The 23,905-nt window shown below is 42.1% G+C and carries 20 protein-coding genes and 1 riboswitch; of the genes, 1 reads left to right on the plus strand and 19 read right to left on the minus strand.

The window, feature by feature from the left end:
• Window positions 1-27: 27 nt before the first annotated feature.
• The 5 genes from ORI98_RS16745 to hinT form a co-directional block, all read right to left on the minus strand.
• A complete protein-coding gene (locus ORI98_RS16745; protein WP_306135978.1) occupies window positions 28-2,229 on the minus strand; it encodes a TonB-dependent receptor in 2,202 nt (733 codons plus the stop codon).
• A 58-nt stretch (window positions 2,230-2,287) separates the two neighbouring features.
• Window positions 2,288-2,415: riboswitch (TPP riboswitch) on the minus strand.
• Between the two features lie 103 nt (window positions 2,416-2,518).
• Window positions 2,519-2,914 (minus strand): YcfL family protein, encoded by a 396-nt coding sequence (locus tag ORI98_RS16750; protein ID WP_306135979.1) that lies wholly within the window; start codon window positions 2,912-2,914, stop codon window positions 2,519-2,521.
• A gap of 22 nt (window positions 2,915-2,936) precedes the next feature.
• Window positions 2,937-3,413, minus strand: coding sequence for a PaaI family thioesterase (locus tag ORI98_RS16755; protein ID WP_371931187.1), 477 nt, complete (start codon window positions 3,411-3,413; stop codon window positions 2,937-2,939).
• Entirely contained in the window at window positions 3,406-3,918 is a 513-nt protein-coding gene (locus ORI98_RS16760) for a PaaI family thioesterase (protein WP_306135980.1), read from the minus strand. The genes ORI98_RS16755 and ORI98_RS16760 overlap by 8 nt, the downstream gene beginning before the upstream one ends.
• A complete protein-coding gene (gene hinT / locus ORI98_RS16765) occupies window positions 3,918-4,271 on the minus strand; it encodes a purine nucleoside phosphoramidase (RefSeq protein ID WP_306135981.1) in 354 nt (117 codons plus the stop codon). Before hinT ends, ORI98_RS16760 begins: the two co-directional genes overlap by 1 nt.
• Window positions 4,272-4,489: 218 nt before the next feature.
• Here hinT and ORI98_RS16770 point away from each other — a divergent pair, with 218 nt between their 5' ends.
• Window positions 4,490-6,250: a M61 family metallopeptidase gene (locus ORI98_RS16770; protein WP_306135982.1), complete on the plus strand. Its 1,761-nt coding sequence runs from the start codon at window positions 4,490-4,492 to the stop codon at window positions 6,248-6,250.
• Window positions 6,251-6,451: 201 nt separating this feature from the next.
• Here the strand turns inward: ORI98_RS16770 and ORI98_RS16775 are convergent, their stop codons facing one another.
• From ORI98_RS16775 to ORI98_RS16840, 14 genes are all read right to left on the minus strand, one after another.
• Window positions 6,452-7,303: a CsgG/HfaB family protein gene (locus ORI98_RS16775; RefSeq protein ID WP_261299605.1), complete on the minus strand. Its 852-nt coding sequence runs from the start codon at window positions 7,301-7,303 to the stop codon at window positions 6,452-6,454.
• A 2-nt stretch (window positions 7,304-7,305) separates the two neighbouring features.
• Window positions 7,306-7,710 carry a curli assembly protein CsgF gene (locus ORI98_RS16780; RefSeq protein ID WP_261299604.1) on the minus strand — a complete coding sequence of 135 codons (405 nt, stop codon included), beginning with the start codon at window positions 7,708-7,710 and terminating at the stop codon, window positions 7,306-7,308.
• Window positions 7,711-7,722: 12 nt separating this feature from the next.
• On the minus strand, window positions 7,723-8,301 hold the full coding sequence (locus ORI98_RS16785) for a curli production assembly/transport protein CsgE (protein ID WP_261299603.1): 579 nt from the start codon (window positions 8,299-8,301) through the stop codon (window positions 7,723-7,725).
• Window positions 8,298-8,930, minus strand: a complete 633-nt coding sequence (locus ORI98_RS16790) for a LuxR C-terminal-related transcriptional regulator (RefSeq protein ID WP_306135983.1) — start codon at window positions 8,928-8,930, stop codon at window positions 8,298-8,300. The genes ORI98_RS16785 and ORI98_RS16790 overlap by 4 nt, the downstream gene beginning before the upstream one ends.
• Window positions 8,931-9,060: 130 nt before the next feature.
• Entirely contained in the window at window positions 9,061-10,722 is a 1,662-nt protein-coding gene (locus tag ORI98_RS16795; RefSeq protein WP_306135984.1) for a curlin, read from the minus strand.
• A gap of 20 nt (window positions 10,723-10,742) precedes the next feature.
• Window positions 10,743-11,279 carry a curlin gene (locus tag ORI98_RS16800; protein WP_306135985.1) on the minus strand — a complete coding sequence of 179 codons (537 nt, stop codon included), beginning with the start codon at window positions 11,277-11,279 and terminating at the stop codon, window positions 10,743-10,745.
• Window positions 11,280-11,653: 374 nt separating this feature from the next.
• Window positions 11,654-13,429, minus strand: coding sequence for a bifunctional protein-serine/threonine kinase/phosphatase (locus ORI98_RS16805; RefSeq protein WP_306135986.1), 1,776 nt, complete (start codon window positions 13,427-13,429; stop codon window positions 11,654-11,656).
• A gap of 172 nt (window positions 13,430-13,601) precedes the next feature.
• The gene (locus tag ORI98_RS16810; protein WP_306135987.1) at window positions 13,602-15,068 is read right to left on the minus strand and encodes a NarK family nitrate/nitrite MFS transporter; all 1,467 of its coding nucleotides are present in this window, start codon (window positions 15,066-15,068) and stop codon (window positions 13,602-13,604) included.
• Between the two features lie 14 nt (window positions 15,069-15,082).
• Window positions 15,083-15,409: a nitrite reductase small subunit NirD gene (gene nirD / locus ORI98_RS16815; protein ID WP_261299597.1), complete on the minus strand. Its 327-nt coding sequence runs from the start codon at window positions 15,407-15,409 to the stop codon at window positions 15,083-15,085.
• Window positions 15,406-18,012 carry a nitrite reductase large subunit NirB gene (gene nirB / locus ORI98_RS16820; RefSeq protein WP_306135988.1) on the minus strand — a complete coding sequence of 869 codons (2,607 nt, stop codon included), beginning with the start codon at window positions 18,010-18,012 and terminating at the stop codon, window positions 15,406-15,408. The genes nirD and nirB overlap by 4 nt, the downstream gene beginning before the upstream one ends.
• A 225-nt stretch (window positions 18,013-18,237) precedes the next feature.
• Window positions 18,238-18,897: an ANTAR domain-containing response regulator gene (locus ORI98_RS16825; protein ID WP_306135989.1), complete on the minus strand. Its 660-nt coding sequence runs from the start codon at window positions 18,895-18,897 to the stop codon at window positions 18,238-18,240.
• Window positions 18,885-20,081, minus strand: coding sequence for a glycosyl transferase (locus ORI98_RS16830; protein ID WP_306135990.1), 1,197 nt, complete (start codon window positions 20,079-20,081; stop codon window positions 18,885-18,887). Before ORI98_RS16830 ends, ORI98_RS16825 begins: the two co-directional genes overlap by 13 nt.
• The gene (gene cobA / locus ORI98_RS16835; protein ID WP_306135991.1) at window positions 20,074-20,964 is read right to left on the minus strand and encodes a uroporphyrinogen-III C-methyltransferase; all 891 of its coding nucleotides are present in this window, start codon (window positions 20,962-20,964) and stop codon (window positions 20,074-20,076) included. The genes ORI98_RS16830 and cobA overlap by 8 nt, the downstream gene beginning before the upstream one ends.
• The gene (locus tag ORI98_RS16840) at window positions 20,964-23,777 is read right to left on the minus strand and encodes a molybdopterin-dependent oxidoreductase (RefSeq protein WP_306135992.1); all 2,814 of its coding nucleotides are present in this window, start codon (window positions 23,775-23,777) and stop codon (window positions 20,964-20,966) included. Before ORI98_RS16840 ends, cobA begins: the two co-directional genes overlap by 1 nt.
• Window positions 23,778-23,905 lie beyond the last annotated feature (128 nt).

Consider the following 23,905-nt stretch of genomic DNA (forward strand, 5'->3'; position numbering starts at 1 on the left):
CCCTAGTTCGGCAAGCCATAAATTAAATTACATAAACTTATAGTCGAACGTCACGCCAACCTGACGTGGGTCACCATATCGAATGTACTGTTTGTCAGCCCAATCTAAATCTGGCTCATTACCAAAATAGAAGCCGCGAACGCCATAGTTTTCATCAAATAGATTGCGGCCCCAAAGATAAGCCGACCAGGTTTGTGTTTCATAACCTAAACGGGCATTAACAATATTGTAGGGATCCGATTTTGATTCATTACTATCTGAGTAGTAAAACTCGCTCTTACCACTGGTATTGATATTAGCAAACCAACCTGAGTCAGCGAGATAAGTGATGCCAGCGCTGTAAGTGAGGCTCGGCGAATGAGCTAACTCACGACCAGATAAATCTATGGTATTGCCAGACTTGTCTTGATAACTGTAATCACCATATTCGGCTTCTAACCAGCCTACGCTGCCATAAACTTGCAAATTCTCAGTGGCATACCAATTAAGATCAAGCTCAGCGCCATAGTTACTTGAGCTGCCAGCATTTTCGGTAAAGAGAATAAATCGCTGAGGGTTTTCAGGATCTTGTAATGATGCTGCCACTTGTTGGTCTTCTCTATCCATAAAGAACAACGCAAAATTACTGTCTAACACACCATCAAGCCACACCGACTTAAGACCGATTTCGTAGTTATACAAGATTTCGGTATCGAATTCTTTTTTATCGGCCAATTCCGCTGGCAAGGTCATATTAAAACCACCCGCTTTATAACCACGGGCAACTTTTGCATAAGTGTTGTGTGAATCATTTAACGCTTTAGACAAAGCAATATGGCCGCCCCACATATCTTCAGAAGGCTTGAAGTGATCTTGATTTGTATCAGAGTATTCACTGTCGCGGCGTTCAAAACGAAGGCCGGTCGATAATAGATAATCATCACCTAAGTGACTGTCTAGCTGAGCAAAAACTGCATAATTTGTCGCTTCGTAATCAGATTGCAATACTTCATCTGGCCAAGTGTTATATTCAGAATATAAGTCGTTATCTTCTTTTAAATTCATGGCATAAACGCCAACTAACCAATCAGTGGAATCATTAAAAATACGGCTGGCTTGATTTGAAGATAAACGAAATTCCTGTGATATTGTTTTACGTTTACCGGTTTTATCCCAAATATAGTCATAAACACATGGCTCTGTGCCAGATTCATTCCAATCACTATCATAAGCTGTGCATTGCTTGCTAGCCCAATAATCAGGGTTAGCCCAATCACCATCATAAGCATGCTGATGATCCGTATTTGCAAATGAGGTTAAAGACGTTAGCTCAAAATATTTAGCGCCTGTATAAGAAAGTTTGAGTCCAACACCTGTGGTTTTCTGATTATCAACACCCGGTTTATCGGTTAAAGTATTTGTGCCATTGTTATCCAATGTCCAAGCATCATAACCATTATCAAAGTCGGCGTATAAGAAGGTTAAATCTGCTTGTAAATCATCCGTCGCATACCAACGTAATTTAGCTCGCGCACTCAATTCATCTCGCTTGTTGGTATCATCACGGTCTAAATAAGTGTTATTTTTGAAACCATTTTGATCATGTTTTTCTACCGACACACGATATAAAAGCTTGCCTGAATCTGTCACAGGTCCTGAACTAAACCCTGAAAACGTCTGTAAGTCATCATCACCTAAACTGACTTTAACACCGTTCTCAAATGTATCTGTCGGGTCATTACTTTTAAGGTATATCAAGCCCGCAAGTGCATTAGCGCCATATTGCGTTCCTTGTGGGCCACGTAATACTTCAACCTGTTGCATGTCATACATACTCGACACCATGCCAAGGCCGGATAAATCGATATCATCAACAATAAACCCGACTGAAGAATTAGGTGCACCTTGGTATTGCTCTTGCTCACCAACACCACGAATTTGGAAGTATTTAGGACGAGAACTGCCCCCTGACCAGTTAAAGTTGGCAATAGAATTTAAAACATCTTCAAAATGTTGCGCCCCCTCATCGGCTAATTGTTGTGCATCAATAACCGTCACGCTTGAAGGCATTTTATCTAAGCTAACATGGCTAAAATCAGCGTTAACGACAATCACTTCCATTTTTTCGGATTCAGGGGCCACACGTTCAACAGACTCAGTTGCGGCCATAAGATTACCAGCATAAAGGGCAGACATAACTGCCAATGCGAGTGGTGTTTTAAGCAAAGATTTTGTTTTTACAGGGAGCATAGGACCTCAAATATGTATTTTGAGATCCGGCAGGTAGCGATAAAGAAGTGCACATCCATGACATCGAAGTGGCCCATTCCTACGCCGGTATTAGCCGGATCAGGTTCTAAGGGTTCATCTTGCGATATCTCAGTTTTCTTAATACTGTCAATGATTGACGTTCAGAAAACACCCCTTGGCGTCAGGGATTATATCTTAAATTTAACAAGGTAACAGACAAAACTAATACTTTTTTATCACTAAAAAATAAAGCCTGATGATCAGGCTTTATTGGCAAGTGAATCAATTTCTAATTAGAAAATGCTTTACGTACATAAACTTCAAATCGACTTGCTGTTGCATTCGGTGCAACGGCATTGACTTGTATTTGTTGCTTACCATGCAATTTTAATGATTTCCAACTTGTCGCTTCATCTTCTATGGTAAAGCCACTGGCATCAAACCAAGTAAACTTGTATTGCAAACGTAAATCAGTCGCCACTAAGCTACTAATTTGCGCCGCGGCTTGAATTAAATCTGCAGACTGACGTGAAGTAATATTTGAAACTGACACTTCACGACTAAACGAGTTGTTATCTACCCGAATCTCGCCCTGCGAGTTAGCCGAAATACCTGAGGTATGATTAGCACAAGCGGCAAGTAATAAGCTGATGGACAATATGATCAAATAGGTAATCTGTTTCATTTTTATTCCTTTATATGTTGACTCAATCAATCAAAAAATGGGCCCTAGCGGTGGCAATTAACTGCTTGCGGTTATTTTGCCAACAGTTGATATTGACATTTGCAACACGTCTACCCTGTCGAGTGATTTTGCACTCAGCAAAGGTATCCTGATGTAAACCCGCACGTAAATAATCGATTGAAAAGTCGACTATCTTAGGCACTTTTTTGGCTTGCATGAATACCATTAATTGCACAATGGCAGACATCTCCATAAATCCTGCTATCACGCCGCCGTGAATAGCCGGTAACACCGGATTACCAATATTGTCATCCTTCGCGGGTAACTTAAACACCATTTCATCGCCAAAACGCGCTACCGACATACCAATAAATTGCGAGTAAGGAACCTGTGCAAGCAAGTAGCTGTAATCATTTAGTTCAATGGCTCTTTTAACCACATCCTGCACATCTAGAGATGGACAATCGATTTGTTCAGAAGGCTTATTCATATCAGTCATTTTTCACCTCTGGCAAATATCCCATTAAGGCTTGACGAAAATCCTCGCCAACCATTTCAGGGCTAATCCGCATAAATGTTCCCACAGCATGGGCAATCGGCTCATCAATACTGTCTTGATAAGCAATCGCACGGGTGAACGCCACACTTGATGATAAGCGATAACATTCTGCAAAAGCGTACACCGCTTTATGTGGCTCAGCAGGCTTCATGTAATCCACCCGTAAATCGAGGGTGGGAGAGATTTCTAATGATTGATATTTTTTTAAGATGGCGCACACCACGGCAGTGCCGCAAGTGGTATCAATTAAAGTGGTGATCACGCCGCCATGTATCACCCCAGTATCAGGATAGCCGATAATATCTTGACTATAAGGCAGTTTTATCAATACATGATGCTCACTCGCCTCCTGAACTGATAAGCCTAATCGGCGGCATTGTGCTAACTGATTAACAAATCGGGTAGCAACTTCCGTTAATGGAAAAAAATCAGAATTAATTTTCATTAGCCACGGCTCAACATAGGGCCAAGCGGCTTACCACCCAATAGATGCAAATGAATATGGTAAACCTCTTGACCACCATGTTTATTACAATTCATGATTAATCGATAACCGTCTTGTGCAATACCAGCTTCTTCGGCCAACTTTGCCGCTACCGTCATCATGCGGCCCAAGGCTAATTCATCTGATGCTTTCACATCATTAGCTGTCGCAATTAAATGATTCGGAATAATCAAAATGTGCGTCGGTGCTTGTGGTGAAATATCACGAAATGCAGTGACTAACTCATCTTGATAAAGAATGTCTGCAGGAATTTCACGACGAATAATTTTACTAAAAATGGTTTCTTCGGCCATTTGCTTGTCCTTTTTGCGATGACTGCGTCTAGATAGCACAATCTGAAAAACATACTTTACGTACCATAGCGTATTTACCAAGATACCGATGGGATTAAGTTTATCGTATTTTTTAATAAAGATAACCGCTATTAGTGGTTTTTAATTAAGTGGGTTTGCGTAAAAGCGCCAATTTTGGCAGCATGTCATCTTTATCGTTTCTAGTGACTGGATTTTCTATGCATCATCATATTCATGCCATCGATCCCAAAGCCCATTTATTTGCCATAACAGCCACGTTAAATAATGCCCGAAACAATCAAATATTCAGTTTGCCTGCCTGGCTTCCGGGCAGTTACATGATCCGAGATTTTGCTAAAAACATTATTGATATTCAATTTTTTGATGAAAATAACCTTGCCATTCCCTTTCAACAATTAGACAAACAAACTTGGCAGGTGGCTAATCACACCGCCACTATCACATTACGTTATCAAGTCTATGCATGGGATTTATCCGTTCGTACTGCTCACCTCGATACTAACCATGGATTTTTCAATGGCAGCTCGGTGTTTCTCGCCGCAAAAGGGCTAGAACAAGATAAGCAAAATGTCACTATTGCCCCGCCAGCATTAAGTGAATTATCACAATGGAAAATCGCCACCAGCATGTCACGAGTATCCGGTGAACCATTTGGTTTCGGTGAGTTCAGCGCTGAAAATTATGATGATTTAATTGACCACCCCGTTGAAATGGGTGATTTAACCATTGACACATTTATCGCCGCTGGCGTTCCACACGATATTGTATTAAGTGGGAAACATCGCGCCAATATGGCCCGTTTGAAGCAAGATTTACAAGCCATTTGCGAGTACCAAATTCACTTTTTTAACACACCAGCGCCGTTTGAGCGTTATGTATTTATGACCACGGTACTGGATAATGGCTTTGGCGGATTAGAGCATAAAGCCTCTACAGCATTAATGTGTTCCCGCAACGATTTACCGCTAAGTGAACATGGCGATGTTGATAAGGGTTACCGCACTTACTTGTCTCTTTGTAGCCACGAATATTTCCACAGTTGGAATGTCAAACGCATCAAGCCAGCTCAATTTACGCCGTTTGATTTATCCCAAGAAAGTTATACGGAACAACTATGGGCTTACGAGGGGATTACCTCTTACTTTGATGATTTCATTACCTATCGCAGTGGCTGCATTGATCAACAAAGTTATTTAACGCTACTTAGTGAAACCATGACAAGGGTTTACCGCAGTCAAGGTCGCTTTAAACAAAGTTTAGCGTCATCCAGTTTCAATGCTTGGACTAAGTTTTATAAACAGGATGAAAATGCCGCGAATGCCATTGTAAGCTATTACACTAAAGGCGCGTTATTTGCCTTACTGTTAGACTTAACCATTAGGTTAGAAACCAAGGGAGAAAAAAGTTTAGATGATGTCATGCGACAGCTTTGGCAAGAATATGGTTTAACCGGTATTGGCACAGACAACCAAAGCCATCAACGTATCGTTGAATCACTGTTAAATCGTAATTGTGATGAACTTTTCAACTTTTTATATCACACCGACGACCTACCATTAGCCCCCTTACTGGCACAAGTCGGGGTTGAGATGCATTTTAGAAGCAGTGAAGGTGCTAACGATAATGGTGGCAGTAAAGCAAAAGGCTTTAATATTGGCTTTGGTGCAAAAGTGAAATCAGAAGGACTTGGGTTAAAAATTATCTCTGTTAATCAACACAGTCCAGCACATCAAGCAGGACTTAGCGCAGGTGATTTACTCATTGCCGCCGACAACTTACAAGTTAATGGACAATTTGAGCAGTTACTGCAGCACTACTTTGTTGGTGAGTCAATCAAGCTGCATTGGTTTAGACGTGATGAATTGATGCAAGGTGAGTTAATCATTCAAGCCGCAATAAAAGACACTGTCGCCTTGAGTGTAAAAGATAAGCATCTGGCAACATTATGGCTAGGTTGAACAGCAAGTAAAATTAGCTCGTTTACCCTAAAAATTCCTACATTGAATAATAAGGAATTGAGTGATGAGCTTTAATAGCGAAAGTGTACTCGTTAAAATGTATTCGTTCTGATGTATTTGTCCTGATGTATTCGAACAGGTATAGCAAACAGGCATCCAATTTGGATGCCTGTTAATAAAAACCTAAAAAATCGATTTATGCTAACTTTGCTTGATACGGGCACTGACCTGTTGTTCGCTATGAGCCTCAAGCCAATATTTTTGCAGTGTTGGATTTTTAACCCCAGAGGATTGATCGAGTAAACTCCAAGAGCCCTTCCAAATTCCATCTGCAATTAAATGTACCACGGCACTTTCTATTGCTGCGGCAATACATAAACTTACCGGTTCATTTGAGGTATAACCCGCTTCAGCCTCAAGTAACTCTTGCGCATCAATAAACTTGAATACACCTGCGGTAACTTCTATCGACACCACTGATTTTGTAGTTGTTACGCTGCTAAGTAACCGTCCAGAACGAATATCTACCGCGCGTAAATTAACCGTAATACTATCGACTCGGTATTGACCAGAAGCGCCTATCCCCAAATATCTGGCGCCAGCACCGCCGGTTTTAATATTAGTATCATAGGCAACAATCCCACCTTCCATTAAAATCTGTGCGCTATTTAATTGGGGCAATTTACCCGCATCACCATTTAATCCTGCTCTGACAATTTTGCGCTCAGTCAGTAAGTTTTGTAACCCTTCTCGCTCAACCGGTACAAACCAGCTTGAGTCATTCAAGGCTTGTGCTAAAAAAGCCGTACCACTTTGCGGTACTGCGGTTGAGAAGTTGCTGGATGGTATTGGTTTGTATTGACCCGTTTGGTCTCTAAAATCATACACTGCGGCAACCATGCTGCCCTGTGGCGGTGGTAAACTGACGAGATCGTAGTAAGTTTCTCCTTTGGGCATCAAACTGGATGATGCTTGAATATTTTCAAACTCACTGTCAATTGATGAGCAGGCTGTAAGTGAAAGTATTAACAAACCGACAAATATCTGTTTCATCACTAGCCCCCTACCGTGCCATTGCCGACAATACCGCCGACTTCAATGATGGTAGTTTCACCAGACAACAAGTCGGTAATATGGACAATCAATGCACCGTCTTCATTTACCACATTAATTTCAAAGTCATCGGTTTTTAAATAACCTTCACCGCCATTGGCTGCATCATTAAACAACTGACTCATTAATCTGGATTGTAAAGAGCCCGCTAAACGTTCCAGCGCCGTTGGAGCGGTATAACTTGAACCGCCTTGGTGTTCATTTTGCGCAGATGCATTGGCTAAAAGATAACCGCCATTAAGGTAACTCCCACCAAATGCGGGATTCACCGGGGTATACACCAGTTGTGTTGCGCAGATAGGTAAACTCAAGGCTGAAATAGCCAAAGATAGTATTAACTTTTTCATATGCTTTCCCTGCTAAAACTCATCGGATGCAAGATCAGGATCAGAAAATGCATTCCATTGTGCTTGTTGTTGATATTGCAGAAGAGAAACATTCACTCTTTTTGCTGCCATATCGGCTTGTTCGTCTATGTTGCGCGAAGCGGGCGACACAAACGTCACAAAAATAGGTTTTCTATTGTGCAGTACTAAAATTTTACTGCCGCTTCTTGCGGTTGCTTGCTCGACAATCGTTAAGCCACTATGTTCACTCATACCATTAATATCGCGATAAGCACTGACAAACTCGCGATAAAATCTGTGTCCAAACCGAGTCATGGCGCGATTTAAAATAAGGCCATCAACTAAATCGGTTTCACGTTTAGGCTTAGCATCACTGACGTTAACCACTTTATTATCAGGTTGTTTAAGCGAGTTTTCTTGAGCAATAGAAGCCTTCGACTCGGGGACAACATCATCAGGATTAGAGGCGATTTCGGCTTGGGTAAACTCAACGACCTTAACATCAATGGCGCTTTTTTCATCTGCATAGCCGTTATTCACCACTAACATAGCTAAAGCTACTAGCGTGAAAGCTAAGGCAGGGTTGATCACACTCTCACCTCATGAATATGCGTTTGCGCCCAAGCAATTGCTTGACCACGGCTAGACACCCCAATTTTTCTAAATGCTCGGTATAAATGGGTTTTGATGGTTGATTCACTTACAAATAATTGATTGGCAATGTCTAGGTTAGTGCTACCTGATAACAAGGCCTGTAATACTTCACGTTCACGAATAGTCAGTTGATCGCTATCATCCTCGTTATCAACATTAAGCATAGATTGATGTAAATCTTGTGGAATGATGCTACGACCTTTGAGGATTTCATTGAAACCATTGCTCAGCTCAGTCAATGGCGCATCGGAGTAAAACACACCAGAAGTAGTAGCAGGATGAACTAAAAACTTAGCATCCATTTGCCTAGGGAAATTAATAAAAACCGTACGAATACCATTGTGCTCACGCTCAATGATGCGCTGAAGTTGATATGCTTGCTGAAGATCTATCGTTGATAAATCAAATATCACTAACGAATTATCTTGAACCGCCAACATTTTCACCATGTTCCCTGGCTGAGCTTTAGCAAGCTTAACCAAAAACTCTTGGGGCCAGCGGCAATCAAGTAAATCTATTAGTAACTGCGATCGTGAAACAATCATCCAATTTACGACTTTAAACATCTGACACTCCATGTGTTCTGTTTGCAAGAATTGATAAAACCAGTAGCAATACTTGGCAAGCTTAACAATGCTTTTACAGTATAACAATTAGCCAAAAGGGTGCTTGCGCACCCTTTGTTATACTTTTGTACTACATACCTTGTAATACTGTGACAGAGTTACCATAACCCATTGAGGTAACATTGGCAGTGTTACTCGCATCCGTTTGAGTAATAGAAACAGTGTTGTTACCAGCACCATTTACAAAAACATCTGCGTTATGCAATGTACCGGTTTGAGCAATCATAATATTATTGTCAGTTCCAGCCCAAGATTCAGCAATGGCATTGTTAAAATCGCCAGTTTGTGAAATATCTACCTCAGAAGAAAAATCAGCTGAGTCAGCATAGGCTTTGTTATCATTACCTGTTTGTGTAATCAATACTGTGTTTTCAGCACCATACGTACCCGCGCCGATTGCTGATCCATAATAGTTAGCCGAACCTGAAGCGGTATTACCTACATAGTTGCGATCACCGGTTTGATTAATGGTAATTGTATTACTGCCGCCTAAATCAGATGCTGCACCTGCATAGTTAGAGTCACCTAACTGATTAATAGCAATGCTATTTGCATTGCTTGACGCATCTTGGTCTACATACGCAATGTTTTGATCGCCTGTTTGCACAACAGTTGCGCTGTCGGTATCACCAGCTTGAATCACTGTTGCCAAGTTGCCCATAGAGGCAGCCGACCCACTTTGAGTTACCGTTGCTGTATTACCCAAATTAGATTGGTCAATATCTGCCACGTTATCATAATCAGATTGCGTCACGGTTGCAGTTAAGCCCGAACCCGTTTGGTCAACCATTGCGTCATTTGACCAACCACCTTGATCAACGGTTGCTGAATTGAAGGTATTACCAGCTTGATTAATCATCACCCAACCATCTTCACCAGTTTGATCAACATCCGCAGTATCATTGTTGCCTAACTGATTGACATAAGCATCATTATTATTGCCTGTTTGCATCACATTGGCATCGTTACCATCACCACCTTGATACACATTGGCCATACTAGAATCGCCGGTTTGCTTAATGTAACCAACATTACTATCACCCATTTGCATTAGGGTTGCGCTAGTATCATCTGCCGAAGCGTTGTAGCCATACATTTGAGTGTCTTGTTGAATTTCACCCGTGTTACCCGCGCCATCTTGGCTGAGGTTGGCCGTGGCTGCGTCTGATGATTCTTGATTGATGTAAGCGTTGTTACCAGTACCTGTACTTTGGGTAATTGTCGCATTAGCAAAGTCTGACCAATGGTTTCGAATTTCAGCAGTATCACCTTCACCATACTGATTGATAGTAGAATTGGCTGCATCGCCATTGTCTTGTAATATTGTTGCGTCATTTAAATCACCAGCTTGGTTAACTGTGGCGGCTGCATTGTCACCATTGTTAAAGCGCTGCTCAATTGACGCATCATTATCATAACCAGTTGTACTAATTGTCGCTGTAGCTGTTTGAGTGGCATTATGTTGGGTGATTAAACCTGTGTTTAACTCGCCATCTTGAGTGATAAAAGCATGAGTATTTTCGGTATCGGATTGAGTGACAGTGGCACTGTTAGTTGTACCAGATTGTGAAATGGTAGCATCATTATTTATGCTATTAACTTGTTGGGTCACAGTAGCTGAGTTGCCTTCACCACTCTGATCGACTGTTGCTTCATTCGCATCACTTGCATAAGCACCTGCTGATGCAAATAGAGCTGCCGAAACTAATACCGCTAATTTTGAATGTTTCATCTTTGTCTTTCCCTTTACGCTTAGTTAGATAAATTACCTTGGGTCACAACAACTTGTTGTGATGTACCCCATTGAGTTACACCTACAGCATTTCCGGAGCCGTACTGCTGGATCCAAATCGCATTCTCACTACCGGTTTGATTCACAATCGCAACGTTATCAATACCTATTTGTGTCAAATCAACCATTAGGTTTGCACCCATTTGATTGACTAACGCCACATTATTAAAACCGGTTTGTAATAAATTGGCTTCGATATCACTTCCTGACTGATTCGCAATGGCATAATTATTTGTACCTTGCTGGTTAGCTGTAAGTTGATTATCAAATCCAGATTGAGTTGTTAAAAAATGATTATTTGTGCCTCGTTGACTGAGATTAACGCTAAGGTCATCGCCAAGTTGAACAACATTGGCCCTGTTACCTATCACAGCTAATTCATCAATATCGCTAATATCCTGGCTCAAACTTGGGAAGGACAAAATGTACATTGCAAGCGCTAACAAACCTGCGTTTGTTTTCATGCCATATGATGTTTGACGCTTAATCAAGGTCATACTTCCTGCCCTTAGGGGATTCATTAAATCCATTAATATTAAAGCGCAATCAGTTAATTTTTACTGATCCCTGCGCTATCGGTAGTGTCAATATTATGACGCCGCATTAACAACAATGAGTCCACCCGCAGTATGAAAGCAGCATAGACCTTCAGACTAAAAGTCGCCGCCACCCCCCACTTTATTACTAGCTAAAGGCATAATCATTTAAATATCATAGTGTTAAGCAATGCTTAATATGCATTATTTAATAGAAAGCGAGGGAGTTGAAGATCTGATGACAAAGGTAATTAATACGTTTTGAAGACTAACATTCTAATTAATAGTCAAAAGTACTTATGCAAGTATTAAACGTTTCACAATGCTAATTGGGATTAATTAAGTAACGAAATGACCAGAGAGATAAATAAAATAATTGAGGTGACTTGCCAAAATTTAAGTGGGTTTCTATCAATAAGTGGCACACTGACTTTTGTCCCGCCCTCCTGTTTGGGAGTGCAAAGCTGGTGAATAAACTCACAGCTATCAGCCTGTCTAAATGCCGGTTCAATGCTCATGGCTTGCTTGAGCACTTTATCCATCCATTCAGGCACCATAGGGTTAAGTTTGTATACGCTGACATAATCTAATTTTAGAAAATCTTGACGTGTATGGCACTTATTTAATTGACCTTTAAAGGGCAATTCACCCGCTAGCATTTCAAAAGCAATAACGGCAATTGAAAATAAATCAGCCTTACTGTCGGGTTGATAACCCAGTATCACTTCAGGTGCGGTGTAATCAGCGGTACCCAGTATTTGATCTCTAATGAGCGGTGTACTGATTTCTGCGATACCTTTTATGTAGCAAGAGCCAAAATCGATAATCTTCACTGTATTTTGACGAGTAACAAAAATATTATCCGGCTTTAAATCTTGATGAAGGGTCTCTTTACGATGAAACGCCCTCACCCCTAGCTCAATTTGCTTCACCAATCTAAGAACATCTTCCACTGGTGCTTTGTTATGATGAACAAGCCACTCGGCTAAACTCAGTCCATCTAAAAACTCTGTCAGATAATACAAAGCAGATTTAGCTTGCTGTTGCTCAGCAAGACTCACAACATAAGGGCTATTGATACGATTGCCGACCCAACTCTCAAGCATAAATCGCTCGATATACGCCGCATCATCAAGATAGTTCACCGACGGCGTTTTCATACAAAAGGCTTTTCCGTCTTGGTTAACTACTCGATAAACCTGGCTACGCTGCGACTGATGGACAATATGAGTGACTTGGTAACCATCGAGCTTCATTCCTACGTCCATTGGCGGCGGAAAAGGCTTACTGGCTAAACGTTGATAAACATCATCAATCGCCTGACTCGGCAAACGAGCGACATAAAGCAATTGAGCACTTAGATTATCTTTACTCTGAAGTTGCAAGGATTTGTGGACTAATTGATCGCAAAACTGTTCACATTGTCGATCCGATAACTGAGGATGTTTACTCATAAACCCAAGCAAAAACTGGCTCATTTCATGATCGGTCAGCACATCATGGATCCCGTCGGTTGTCAGCAAAAATACATCACCTTGCTGTAACGAAACAGCCTTGTAATCAACCTCTAAATTAACATCCATCCCTAAAGCTCGGGTCAGATAATGCCGAGTTTCACTGACACTGGTGCTGTGATCGCGACTTAATTTGACTAACTCTCCTGCTCTAAAACGATACACTCTAGAGTCACCGACATGCAGCATATGTGCTGTGCATGATTTAAACACCAATGCAGAAAAAGTACAGACATAACCTCTGCGCGCATCCCTGTAATCTTGCCCTAGCCCATACAACCATCGATTTAAGGAGGTTAATACTTTATTACTTGAGGTTTGTACGCTCCAGGTATCTGGGGTGGAATAATAATCACTAATGAAATTACTCACACTGATGGCAGATGCCTGTGCGCCGTTTTCCGCCGTGCTCACCCCATCGCTGATCACACTAACAATGCCTTTAGTGGTTAGCATGAGTCCTGACGGAATACGAATACCCACGGCATCTTCATTGGAAGCTTTAACCCCTTTGTCTGACGCCTGACCGACATGAAGACTCAGCTGATTAGCTTGAAGTGTGGGTAATACATCATCACTGCTTGACTCTAAACTCATGTTTGTAAACTCATGTTTTTAAGCTGCCCGTCGATTTGTTTGTGCATACTTATTCTCTACTCATTGGTCACTCATTGACAATGTTAAGTAGGATCAAAATGCCAATGGTCATATCAGTGTTCAACAATGAACCGCGAGCAGTGAACTACTCGCGCTAACATTTGCGGTAAAATTAACTCACACTAATTAAGGTGACTTCACCCTGCTCATTCACTTCAGCAATATGCCCCTTAGGCTCGTTCATAAAGAATAGTGTGATAAAGCCAAATACTGCACTTAAGGCAATGACGTAGAAAAACATTTGGGTTGAAACCATTGAGTAAACCGTTAAAAAGAACACGGCCCCCACGTTCCCATAAGCCCCTGTCATTCCCGCAATTTGCCCTGTTAAGCGGCGTTTAATTAATGGCACAGCAGCAAACACAGCGCCTTCACCACCCTGTACAAAGAATGAACATGCCATTACCACGACCACCGCAACAGGCAGGTTCCAGCTTGAATCAATCTGCGCGACCGAAAAATAACCAACGGCTAACCCTGCCGTTAAAATTAATAAGGTGGTTTTACGGCCAAACTTATCACTTAACCAGCCGCCGCCAGGGCGAGACATTAGGTTCATAAAGGCATAACTTGAAGCCACCATACCCGCTTGTGCCATACCTAATGCAAACGTTTCTGCAAAAAATAATGGTAGCATCGACACCACAGCAAGCTCGGAACCAAAAGTGGTGAAGTACAAGACATTCAATACCGCCACTTGCTTAAATTCATAACGTTCAAATTCAGGGACCTCGCGGGTAAATATATGCTTGTTGACCTGATAGGTTTGATAAACATCAATCACAAATACCACAAGTAATAAACCATAAATAAGCTCGGTGACACTTTGAGTAAACATACTGACACCAGCAGGAGACAGCTTCCAAGCAAGTAATGCTAATGTGGCGTACATTGGGATTTTCATGATGATTAACAACACAAAATCATTTTTACTGGTGACTTCTAATCCACCGCCTTTTTTAGGTTTAAAGTAGGTAGACCCTTTTGGCGTGTCGGTGATATTGAAGTAGTATACAAATGAAAATGCTAAACTCATCAATCCCGTCAAGCCAATGGCAAAACGCCAGCCATTTTCGCCACCAAAAGCTAATGCGACGGCTGGTAAAGTAAATGCGGCAGCAGCTGAACCAAAGTTACCCCAACCACCATAAATACCTTCAGCTGTGCCTAACTCTTTCGCCGGAAACCATTCACTAACAACACGAATTCCGATAACAAAACCCGCGCCAATAAAGCCTATTAAAAAACGGGCTAGCGCAAGCTGTTCAAAAGAGTCCGCTACCGCAAACATAAAACAGGGAATAGAACAGATAGCCAGCAAGGCTGAATAAGTCACCTTAGGACCATATTTATCGGTCACCATACCGATAATAATCCTTGCTGGAATAGTCAGCGCTACGTTTAAAATCAATAGCGTTTTAATTTGATCCTTGGTTAACCCTAAACTATCAGCAATAACACTGACTAAAGGCGCTGCGTTAAACCACACAACGAAGGTGATGAAAAAGGCCATCCAGCTCAAGTGTAAAACTTTCATTTTTCCAGAAAATGAAAACAGCTTAAATTTTTGTATGCTCATGATTGATTCCTTCTTTATTCTTTGGCCATAACAAACACTTTGCCCAGCTCAGTTTTTATCGCAAAAGGGCTAGCGACCAATTGCGAGTCTTCTAAACACACACCGGTTTTTAAACAGTAATGCTGTTTATATAAAGGCGATGCGACGCAAAGTTGACCTTCCATTTCACAAATTAATCCACGGGCGAGTAAACTCACGCCAGTTGCCGGGTCGATATTATCAATTGCAAATAAGCCATGCTTACCCAGATTAAAAATGGCCACGGCTTTTCCTGCTACCCAGGCCGCAACCCCTGTACCTTGAGGCAGACTTGTTTCATCACATACATTTACCCAACTCATACTAAGGCCTCCTCTGTGGCAGTTTCTTTTTCATCGGTGACATCTTTGATAGCAATCGTGCCTGCTCCTACATTTTTGCTTAATGCTGGAAAACGCTGATCTCGAATACGTTCATACGCATGCAATTCCTCCGCTGGCGCATCATTAGGGTTCACAAACTCATTAAATCGCGCTAAGAATGCAGGTCGTTCAAGACTGGTTTTCCACTCACATTGATAACTGCCAACAATGTGATCCATTTGTTTTTCCAGCTCAGCATTTATCGCTAATGCATCGTCAACCACTATTGATTGTAAGTAAGGCAGCCCACCTTCTAGCGACTCCATCCAAGTAGACGTCCGCTGTAACTTGTCAGCCGTTTTGATGTAGAACATCAAGATTCTGTCGATGTACTTATACAAATCTTCGGTTGATAAATCGGTAGCAAATAAATCACCGTGGCGTGGTCGCATACCGCCATTACCAGCAACATATAAGTTCCAACCTTTATCACTGGCTATCACGCCGATATCTTTGCTTTGCGCTTCAGCGCACTCTCGAGTACAACCGGATACCGCAAACTTAATTTTATGTGGACTGCGTAACCCTTTGTAACGGTTCTCTAAATCAATGGCTAAACCAACAGAATCTTGCACACCATAACGACACCATGTACTACCAACACAAGATTTAACCGTGCGTAATGATTTACCGTAAGCATGACCCGTTTCAAAACCAGCATCGATTAGCTTTCGCCAAATTTCAGGTAACTGCGATAGCTTGGCACCAAACATATCAATGCGCTGCCCACCGGTTATTTTGGTGTAAAGGTCATATTCTTGGGCAATTTCACCCATGGCAATTAACTTTTTAGGCGTGATTTCACCACCAGCAACACGCGGAACAACTGAATAGGTTCCATCTTTTTGCAAGTTGCCTAAATAGGCATCGTTGGTATCTTGCAGTTGTACATGACCTTTATCTTGATCTAATACATAGTGGTTTTTTAGGCTGGCAAAAATAGAGGCGGCAGCAGGTTTACAGATATCGCAACCATAATGATGGCCATCTGCTGAGGGTTTGCCATGCTGGCTAATTAAGGTTTCAAAATCATGAATGTCTTCTACTTGGCAGATGTGGTACAAGCCTTGGCGATTATGATCAAAGTGAGCACAAATCCCAGTATTAAAATCTAAACCCTCAGCTTGCAAGGTTTGATCGATAATCTTTTGCACTAATGGCGCACAGCCACCACAACCAGAAGCGGCACGGGTACATGACTTAATTTCAGCCATTTTGTGATTGCCAGCTTTGACCGCTTCAACTATATCGCCTTTGGTCACCTGATGGCATGAACACACAATAGAGGTATCTTTTAGATCGGCGTCTAATTCAGCGCCTGCCAGTAGTAACTCCACCGCAGAGCCTTCAATTTCATCTTGGGATAAATAAGTATCTAGCAAGCGGCTATAGTCACTGTTATCACCAATTAACACCGCACCTTTTAAAAACTTGCCGTTTTCATCAAGCCACAGCTTTTTATAAATCCCCGCTTGGTTATCTGACAGTTCAACAAATTGGGCATTATCGAAACCTCTGCTAGCACCAATAGCGGCAACATCAACGCCTAATAATTTCAGTTTGGTGCTCATATCTGCACCTTTAAAGGCCGTTGCTGTTGCGTCAGTCACAATTGAGGCAATATGTGAGGCTGCAACACGGGCCATTTGATAACCAGGCGCCACTAACCCAAAAATCTTTTGTTCCCATAAGGCGCACTCACCAATGGCATACACATCTGGTGCAGATGTTAAGCAGTAATCATCAATCACAATGCCACCGCGCTCGCCAATGTTGATGTTAGAGACTCTTGCTAATGCATCTTGGGGGCGGATCCCTGCTGAAAACACTATCATGTCGGTTTCAAGGTATGACTCATCACTGAAAGTCATGCGGTGCAATGCCGTTTCACCATCAATAATTGCTGTGGTGGCTTTTGAGGTATGTACGCTAACACCTAGCTGTTCAATTTTACTGCACAGTAATTCACCGGCTTTATCATTTAGCTGAACGGGCATCAATTGTGGTGCAAATTCAACAACGTGGGTTTTTACACCCAACTGCTGCATGGCATTTGCCGCTTCCAAACCCAGCAATCCACCACCAACTACTACGCCAATTTTACTATTTTTAGCCGATGCTTGAATGGCTTCTAAATCTTCAATGGTGCGATACACCAGACATTGAGCTCGGTCATTACCATTAATTGGCGGCACAAAAGGAAATGAGCCTGTTGATAACACTAAACGTTCATACTCATATACATCGCCTTGAGCGCTGGTTAGGGTTTTACTTGCTGTATCAATGGCGGTTATTTGGGTATTTAAGTGCAGCGTTATGCCCCAATCGGCATAATCTTGCGCACTGGTTAACATTAAAGAGTCTGCACTATTTGTCTCAAAATATTTCGATAATTGCACTCTATCGTAGGCCGGACGAGGTTCTTCACCAAACACGTGCACATCAAACTGCTTATTTAGCCCTAGGCTACACAATTGTTCAATAAAGTGATGGCCGACCATGCCATTACCGACGACCATTAACTTGGGTTTTGTGACTGCCATTTTTAGGCTCCTTCATGCCATGGATGTAAAAAACAAAAAGGCGCCAACTCCACTTAAAGAGTTGGCGCCTTTGCCTAAATACAAACCAGATTTTAATTTACACTTTTAATACTAATTATGTTATTGCAGGCAACATGCCACAAAACGCACCTAACAAATAAATATTTAACAATTTAAAAACAACGACTTAAACACCATCAATTTATATATCTACACTTACCATGATCACCTTACGTGCATTTGCACTGAAATGAGGCGCCCCGTTTCATGCACTGCGGAATCCGGGGAAGATGGTTGAACCGTTTGTGACCTCATCAGAGCAATAATTTGTGCAGACATCTGCGCCATAGTGAGGCCTTTTTGCATAGCTTGTTGCTGAATAATTTGATGCGCTTTGTCTTCACTAAAACCTTGCTTCATCAAAAACACTTTGGCTTGAGCGATGAGTTTCAATTGCTTCATTTCATCGTCTAGTTTTTTAAATTCATTCAAGGAGTTGTTAGCCGTGATAAAACGCACTTTTGCTAAACTGACTATGTGGCTTAGCCTACTGGCCACCAAGTTTTCAGGTACAAAAGTCAGCCTGCCGCAAGCCAATAATTCAGTTAGTTGCTGTAAATCCCAATGGTTAGCATTGACAATAAACACGCTCGGCTTAACGCTTAAAGCGCGCAGTATAAAACTCTGCATAGGGTGTGCTAACGTATCGACCAAAACTAAAATAATGTCATAATTTGACTGCTGGTATGACTTTTCTGCTGCGCTAATTGAACCAATAATGTCGACTTCACCCATTGAATTTAATACCGCCTGATACTGTTCCAGGCGCTGAACTGCATCAGTAAATTTTAGGAAAGTCGTATCACATAAAATTAAACTGCGCATACTTCATCCTTATCATCCAAAAGTGCATCTACAAGGGAATATTTTGGCGACGTCTCCATAGGTTTAATAGGATGAGACGCAGCAAAAGAAAGCCTTTCAGACCACCATTGTTGAGCCAATAATAGGTTGTCTTTTACAACAACAGGCCTTGAGGATAATGCTTGCTGTAAACTTAACACTAAACATAAGGTCGCCTCTACGCTGCAGAGGGCTTGCTCAACCATGGAGCAGGTCATTTCATGTGCCAAAATTGATGATTGAAAAGGTAAAATGGTGTGCCAAAGGTGTGCAAGACTCTTTGCAGACAATTCAGATTGGCCTACTTTTGCACCACTAAAGCCTTCCAATACCGTGGGTAAAGTAAATGAACTAAATTGCAGCGTGTCTGATGTTTTTTTGATGATACGCACATCAGTAGTGACACGGGGGTTAATCTCTGTTTCCCCCTGCAGCCCTTTAAAAATAGCAATCATCCCCGGTTGGTAATCGCCTTCAGCGAAGAGTATTTCTGCAATGCTTTGGTGCAAGTTATCTAACCCAGGATGAAAAAAACTGCGTAAACTGATTGCTCCATTGGTTGGGTTCATGCATCTTGATGCCGTTTGAATAAGACTTCGTAACCCAAGTTCTTGGTGCAATAAACGGCAATCATCAAGTACAGGGGCAAGATCCCCAGCGTGAACATACACAATACCGTCAGCTTGCAAGGTTTTTTCTGCTTCGTCTGCGGTTTTAGCACTGGAAATGTTAAGCGCCTCAATACACGACTCAACATGACGGCGATGTGGTAATGCTAAACTATCACCATGCAACATCACCCTTAAACCTTTTGTGGCGAGCACCTTTGCCACCAGCAATAACCAGGGTAATTGCTCACGTTTCCCCGCATAAACAGGCCAATCGATATCAACCTGTATTGCTTGCCAACTTTCATCAATAGTGTGTTTTAATCCGCTCACTACTCCAGCAACTTCCGCTGCGGTCTCGCCTCTTACTCGCATTAGCATCATGGCACTGGCCATTTGAGCGTGAGTCACTTTACCTTTGGCGAATCCTTGGATAAGCAAACTTGATTCCGCGAACGTTAATGACCGAGCACCTTTTTCACCTTTTCCCAATGCCTTAATTAATAACCTAAAATCAAATTCTTCAAGGTGGGTTAACTCAAATACAGTTTTAGGCATAACGCACCTCATCCAAATATCCGTCACCTTGCAGATGGTCGATACGCTTATCGTTCCCATACTCAATGCCGGCTAATAGTTGGCTTAATTGCTGGCCCACTGCAACCACCTCACCAATGATAATCAAGGTCGGCCCAGAATCTTTAATGGTTAACGCATCTGCACTCATATTGGCAACGGTTGAATAGGTAATTAATTGATTAGGACGACCACCATTAGTAACAAAAGCAACTGGGAGTTTGGCAATGCATTTAGCTTCAATTAATCCTGATGAAATTGACGCAGCTTGCTCTTTACCCATGTAAAAAACTAAAGTTGATTGCGCCGCTAATAATGCTTGCCACTGATTAGGTGCGCTGGAATTATCCCCATCTGTCATTCTTGTGCCTGTGATTAAGGTGACACTGCGCGCCATACCGCGAAAAGTTAACGGGATACCTGTACTTGATGCGCAGCCTAATGCAGCCGTTACACCAGCAAAAAACTGCGAACGAATGCCACGCTGTGCAAGGTATAAGGCCTCTTCACACCCTCGGCCAAAAATATGCGGATCACCACCTTTTAAACGAACGACTTTTAATCCTTGTCGCGCTAATGTTGCTAACAGCGCATTAATATCATCTTGTTTGAAACTGGGTTGACCACATCGTTTACCCACAAAGTGCCGTTGGCATTGAGTGCTGACTAAGGTTAAGATTTCACTGCTAACCAGACTATCAAATACTAAAACCTCTGCTTGGGCCACAATGCGCGCAGCTTTAATGGTCATCAAGTCTAATTGACCGCAACCAGCCCCCACAATGGCGACATCTCCAGCGTTAAAGGTATCTATTTGACCGAATGTCACGGGGGGATAATTAATCATTGCGTCGACTATATTCATTAAGCAACATCCTCTTTAACAGGCTTAGCATATTCATGTTCAACTTTTAACTCATCCATTGAGGGGGCAAACGTTAACGCTTCTTGCCAATGTTTTTCAGCGCATTGCCTTACTTCACTATTACAACTGCCACACTTTCGGCCACAACCTAAGCTTGATTGCGTGGCATCTAATACCTGTTCAAATTGCACAGAATTTGTGCCCTTAAGCAGTATTTGTTGATTAAATTGATTATTTAGCTCATCGCAGATATCAGCGTCGGTTATCCCAGTGCAACTACAGATAAGTGGGCTATTTCCGGCCTTAAGTTGTTGGTGTAATTTACTGAGTAACTTGGTGTCTAACGTTTGACCAATAAGCGCGTTCATCGCTTCTAACGCGATATGAACTGGTTGATTTGATAAAACTTTAAGTGCAACTAATCGACCATTACTTGTATTACATTGAATGTGTAGTTGCTGTTTTTTCAATAATATTGCACCAAGCATAACGGTCCATTGCAGCGAAAATGGTGACGCCTGATAAGCAAATCCATCTTGCTGATGAGCAAAACCGAGGTGATAACAAATCCCTGTTGTTAATGTTTGTGCAACCTGCCAAGTTAACCCTTGAGCCTGTGGATCATGATCACCAAATACAACGCCTTGCAAAGCCAGCTCAACAGGCAATAATCTTACTGGCTGACATTTAAAACCAGGTTGTTTTGACACAGGATCAAATCGACTATCAATAGCTTGATTAACCCCTTTGGTCAGTGAAAACTGCTCAGACCAATGCATAGACATATTGGCAAGATTAGTCGATAAATCATCATCAACAAGCACGCGGGCAAGGCTGAATGATGAGCCAGTAGCGGATTGAATTTGTGCCAGCTCACCAGCAACTAATTTAAACGGTTTCAGCAAACTAGAATGTAAACTCAGCGTCGGCTCAGGCACATTTGCACGCAAACTAGCAATATGCCCTGTTCGGGTCATTGTATGCCACTGATCACGACTGCGACCACTATTGAGTAATAAGGTAAGCGGTTTTCGATGAAGTGAATTCACCTCATGATGATTTAGCGCCTCAAACGAATTTGCTGGTGCAATAAATTGCGCTTTACCACTGGGGGTTGAAAATTGCGCGTCAGCAAACACCCTTTGATGCTGTTGACCAATTTGTTGTTGGGTTGTAACAGGCCATTGTGTCGGAGGTAAAGTATCGTATTGTGCTTTTGTTAGCCCTGCCAAACCTCCTAGATTAAAGCGCTTATGCGGAAAAGCTTGATTAACAGTTTGGCTTAATAAAGCAAACTCTGAAAATATCGCGGCATTATTGGGGTAGTCAAAACCACTAAAACCCATATTAATTGCAACCTGAGACAGCGCCCACCAATCGGGTTTAGCCTGACCTTTAGGGGCAATAAATCCACGCTGACGAGTAATACATCTTTCACTGTTGGTCACAGTGCCGCATTTCTCTGACCAGCCCTGAGCAGGTAATAATACGTCAGCGAGTTTTGCCGTATCCGAGTCTGGGCTCACCTCAGACACCACCACAAAGGGGCAATCGGCAAGTGCTTGGGCAATTTTGTCACTTTCGGGTAAAGATACCACCGGATTGGTTCCAATTATCCAAATCGCTTTTATATTGCCCTTGGCGACCGCATCAAACATTTCTACAGCAGCTAACCCTGGCTTTGTAGCAACGTGACCACATTGCCAAAAGTCTGAGAGTAACGCTTGTTCTTGCTCAGAAAAACCCATATGGCTCGCCAATTGCGTTGCAAGACCTCCCACTTCGCGCCCTCCCATTGCATTTGGCTGTCCGGTTAACGAAAAGAATCCCGCACCTTCTTGGCCAACTTGCCCAAGAGCAAGATGACAATTAATGATGGCATTCGTAGTATCTGTGCCGATAACGGACTGGTTAACGCCCTGACACGAGGCCGTAAGCACTTTTTTAGATGAGCTAAATAAATGATAAAATTCGGTGAGTTCAATTTTTGATACTCCCAGGGCGTCAGCAAGTGTGGCTAAACAGCCACTGACCCGTTGAGCATTATCAACAACGGTCTCAAAGCCTTCTGTATGGTTTTGAATGTACTTATGATTAAGGCGATGGTTATCAGCTAAGTAACCCAGTAACCCAACAAATAAACGTAAATCAGCACCAGGGCAGACAGCAAGATGTAAATCTGCTTGCTTTGCCGTTGCGGTCGATATCGGATCTATCACCACTAATTTACAGCCATTGGTTTGTTTAGCGGCAAGAATACGCTGAAACAACACCGGATGAGTCCACGCCGTATTGGCACCGATTAACACGATCACTTCTGCTTGTTCAAAATCTTGATAGCATCCAGGCACCACATCTTCACCAAAGGCGCGTTGCATCGCGCTCACCGCAGATGACATACACAAGCGTGAATTGGTATCGACATTAGCGGTTTTTAAATAGCCTTTAGCAAATTTGTTGGCGACATAATAATCTTCTGTTAATAACTGACCAGACAAATACAGGGCGACAGAATCAGGGCCGTGTTGCTGTATTGTTTGTTGAAATTTGTCAGCAATTAATCGCGTTGCAGCATCCCAATCAAGTGGTTTACCCGATCTCAATTTGGGGTAACGTAAGGTATTAGGTTGCTCAAGACTAAGTAGAAGTTTTTCACCTTTAGCACATAAATGACCAAAGTTAGCAGGATGTGAACTATCGCCTTTCAGAGTGAATGATAGATTTGATTCAGCAAGTGTCTGTGATGAATAATGACTTATGGTCAGCCCACAACCCACGCCACAATATGCACAACTTGATTGAATATCCGCCATTTATACACCTATTTGTTCACCCATTAATTGCTTTGAATATCGCAACATGCGTGCCAAATAGTTATCGAATTGAAATTTAAAGGGTTTTATCAATAGCGCAAGAAAAACGACTTACATTTGCGCAACAC

It is taken from the genome of Shewanella sp. ULN5, from assembly GCF_030731885.1.
Classification (GTDB): domain Bacteria; phylum Pseudomonadota; class Gammaproteobacteria; order Enterobacterales; family Shewanellaceae; genus Shewanella; species Shewanella holmiensis.

What these genes read in the sequence shown, in the direction of transcription:
- ORI98_RS16830 (WP_306135990.1), bottom strand. Translation starts at nt 20,081, where the DNA reads ATGCCTAAAACTGTATTTGAGTTAACCCACCTTGAAGAATTTGATTTT.
- nirB (WP_306135988.1), bottom strand. Translation starts at nt 18,012, where the DNA reads ATGGCAGTCACAAAACCCAAGTTAATGGTCGTCGGTAATGGCATGGTC.
- nirD (WP_261299597.1), bottom strand. Translation starts at nt 15,409, where the DNA reads ATGAGTTGGGTAAATGTATGTGATGAAACAAGTCTGCCTCAAGGTACA.
- ORI98_RS16805 (WP_306135986.1), bottom strand. Translation starts at nt 13,429, where the DNA reads ATGAGTTTAGAGTCAAGCAGTGATGATGTATTACCCACACTTCAAGCT.
- ORI98_RS16840 (WP_306135992.1), bottom strand. Translation starts at nt 23,777, where the DNA reads ATGGCGGATATTCAATCAAGTTGTGCATATTGTGGCGTGGGTTGTGGG.
- ORI98_RS16745 (WP_306135978.1), bottom strand. Translation starts at nt 2,229, where the DNA reads ATGCTCCCTGTAAAAACAAAATCTTTGCTTAAAACACCACTCGCATTG.
- ORI98_RS16770 (WP_306135982.1), top strand. Translation starts at nt 4,490, where the DNA reads ATGCATCATCATATTCATGCCATCGATCCCAAAGCCCATTTATTTGCC.
- ORI98_RS16795 (WP_306135984.1), bottom strand. Translation starts at nt 10,722, where the DNA reads ATGAAACATTCAAAATTAGCGGTATTAGTTTCGGCAGCTCTATTTGCA.
- ORI98_RS16775 (WP_261299605.1), bottom strand. Translation starts at nt 7,303, where the DNA reads ATGAAACAGATATTTGTCGGTTTGTTAATACTTTCACTTACAGCCTGC.
- ORI98_RS16755 (WP_371931187.1), bottom strand. Translation starts at nt 3,413, where the DNA reads ATGACTGATATGAATAAGCCTTCTGAACAAATCGATTGTCCATCTCTA.
- ORI98_RS16825 (WP_306135989.1), bottom strand. Translation starts at nt 18,897, where the DNA reads ATGCGCAGTTTAATTTTATGTGATACGACTTTCCTAAAATTTACTGAT.
- hinT (WP_306135981.1), bottom strand. Translation starts at nt 4,271, where the DNA reads ATGGCCGAAGAAACCATTTTTAGTAAAATTATTCGTCGTGAAATTCCT.
- ORI98_RS16790 (WP_306135983.1), bottom strand. Translation starts at nt 8,930, where the DNA reads ATGTTTAAAGTCGTAAATTGGATGATTGTTTCACGATCGCAGTTACTA.
- ORI98_RS16810 (WP_306135987.1), bottom strand. Translation starts at nt 15,068, where the DNA reads ATGAGCATACAAAAATTTAAGCTGTTTTCATTTTCTGGAAAAATGAAA.
- ORI98_RS16760 (WP_306135980.1), bottom strand. Translation starts at nt 3,918, where the DNA reads ATGAAAATTAATTCTGATTTTTTTCCATTAACGGAAGTTGCTACCCGA.
- ORI98_RS16800 (WP_306135985.1), bottom strand. Translation starts at nt 11,279, where the DNA reads ATGACCTTGATTAAGCGTCAAACATCATATGGCATGAAAACAAACGCA.
- cobA (WP_306135991.1), bottom strand. Translation starts at nt 20,964, where the DNA reads ATGAATATAGTCGACGCAATGATTAATTATCCCCCCGTGACATTCGGT.
- ORI98_RS16780 (WP_261299604.1), bottom strand. Translation starts at nt 7,710, where the DNA reads ATGAAAAAGTTAATACTATCTTTGGCTATTTCAGCCTTGAGTTTACCT.
- ORI98_RS16750 (WP_306135979.1), bottom strand. Translation starts at nt 2,914, where the DNA reads ATGAAACAGATTACCTATTTGATCATATTGTCCATCAGCTTATTACTT.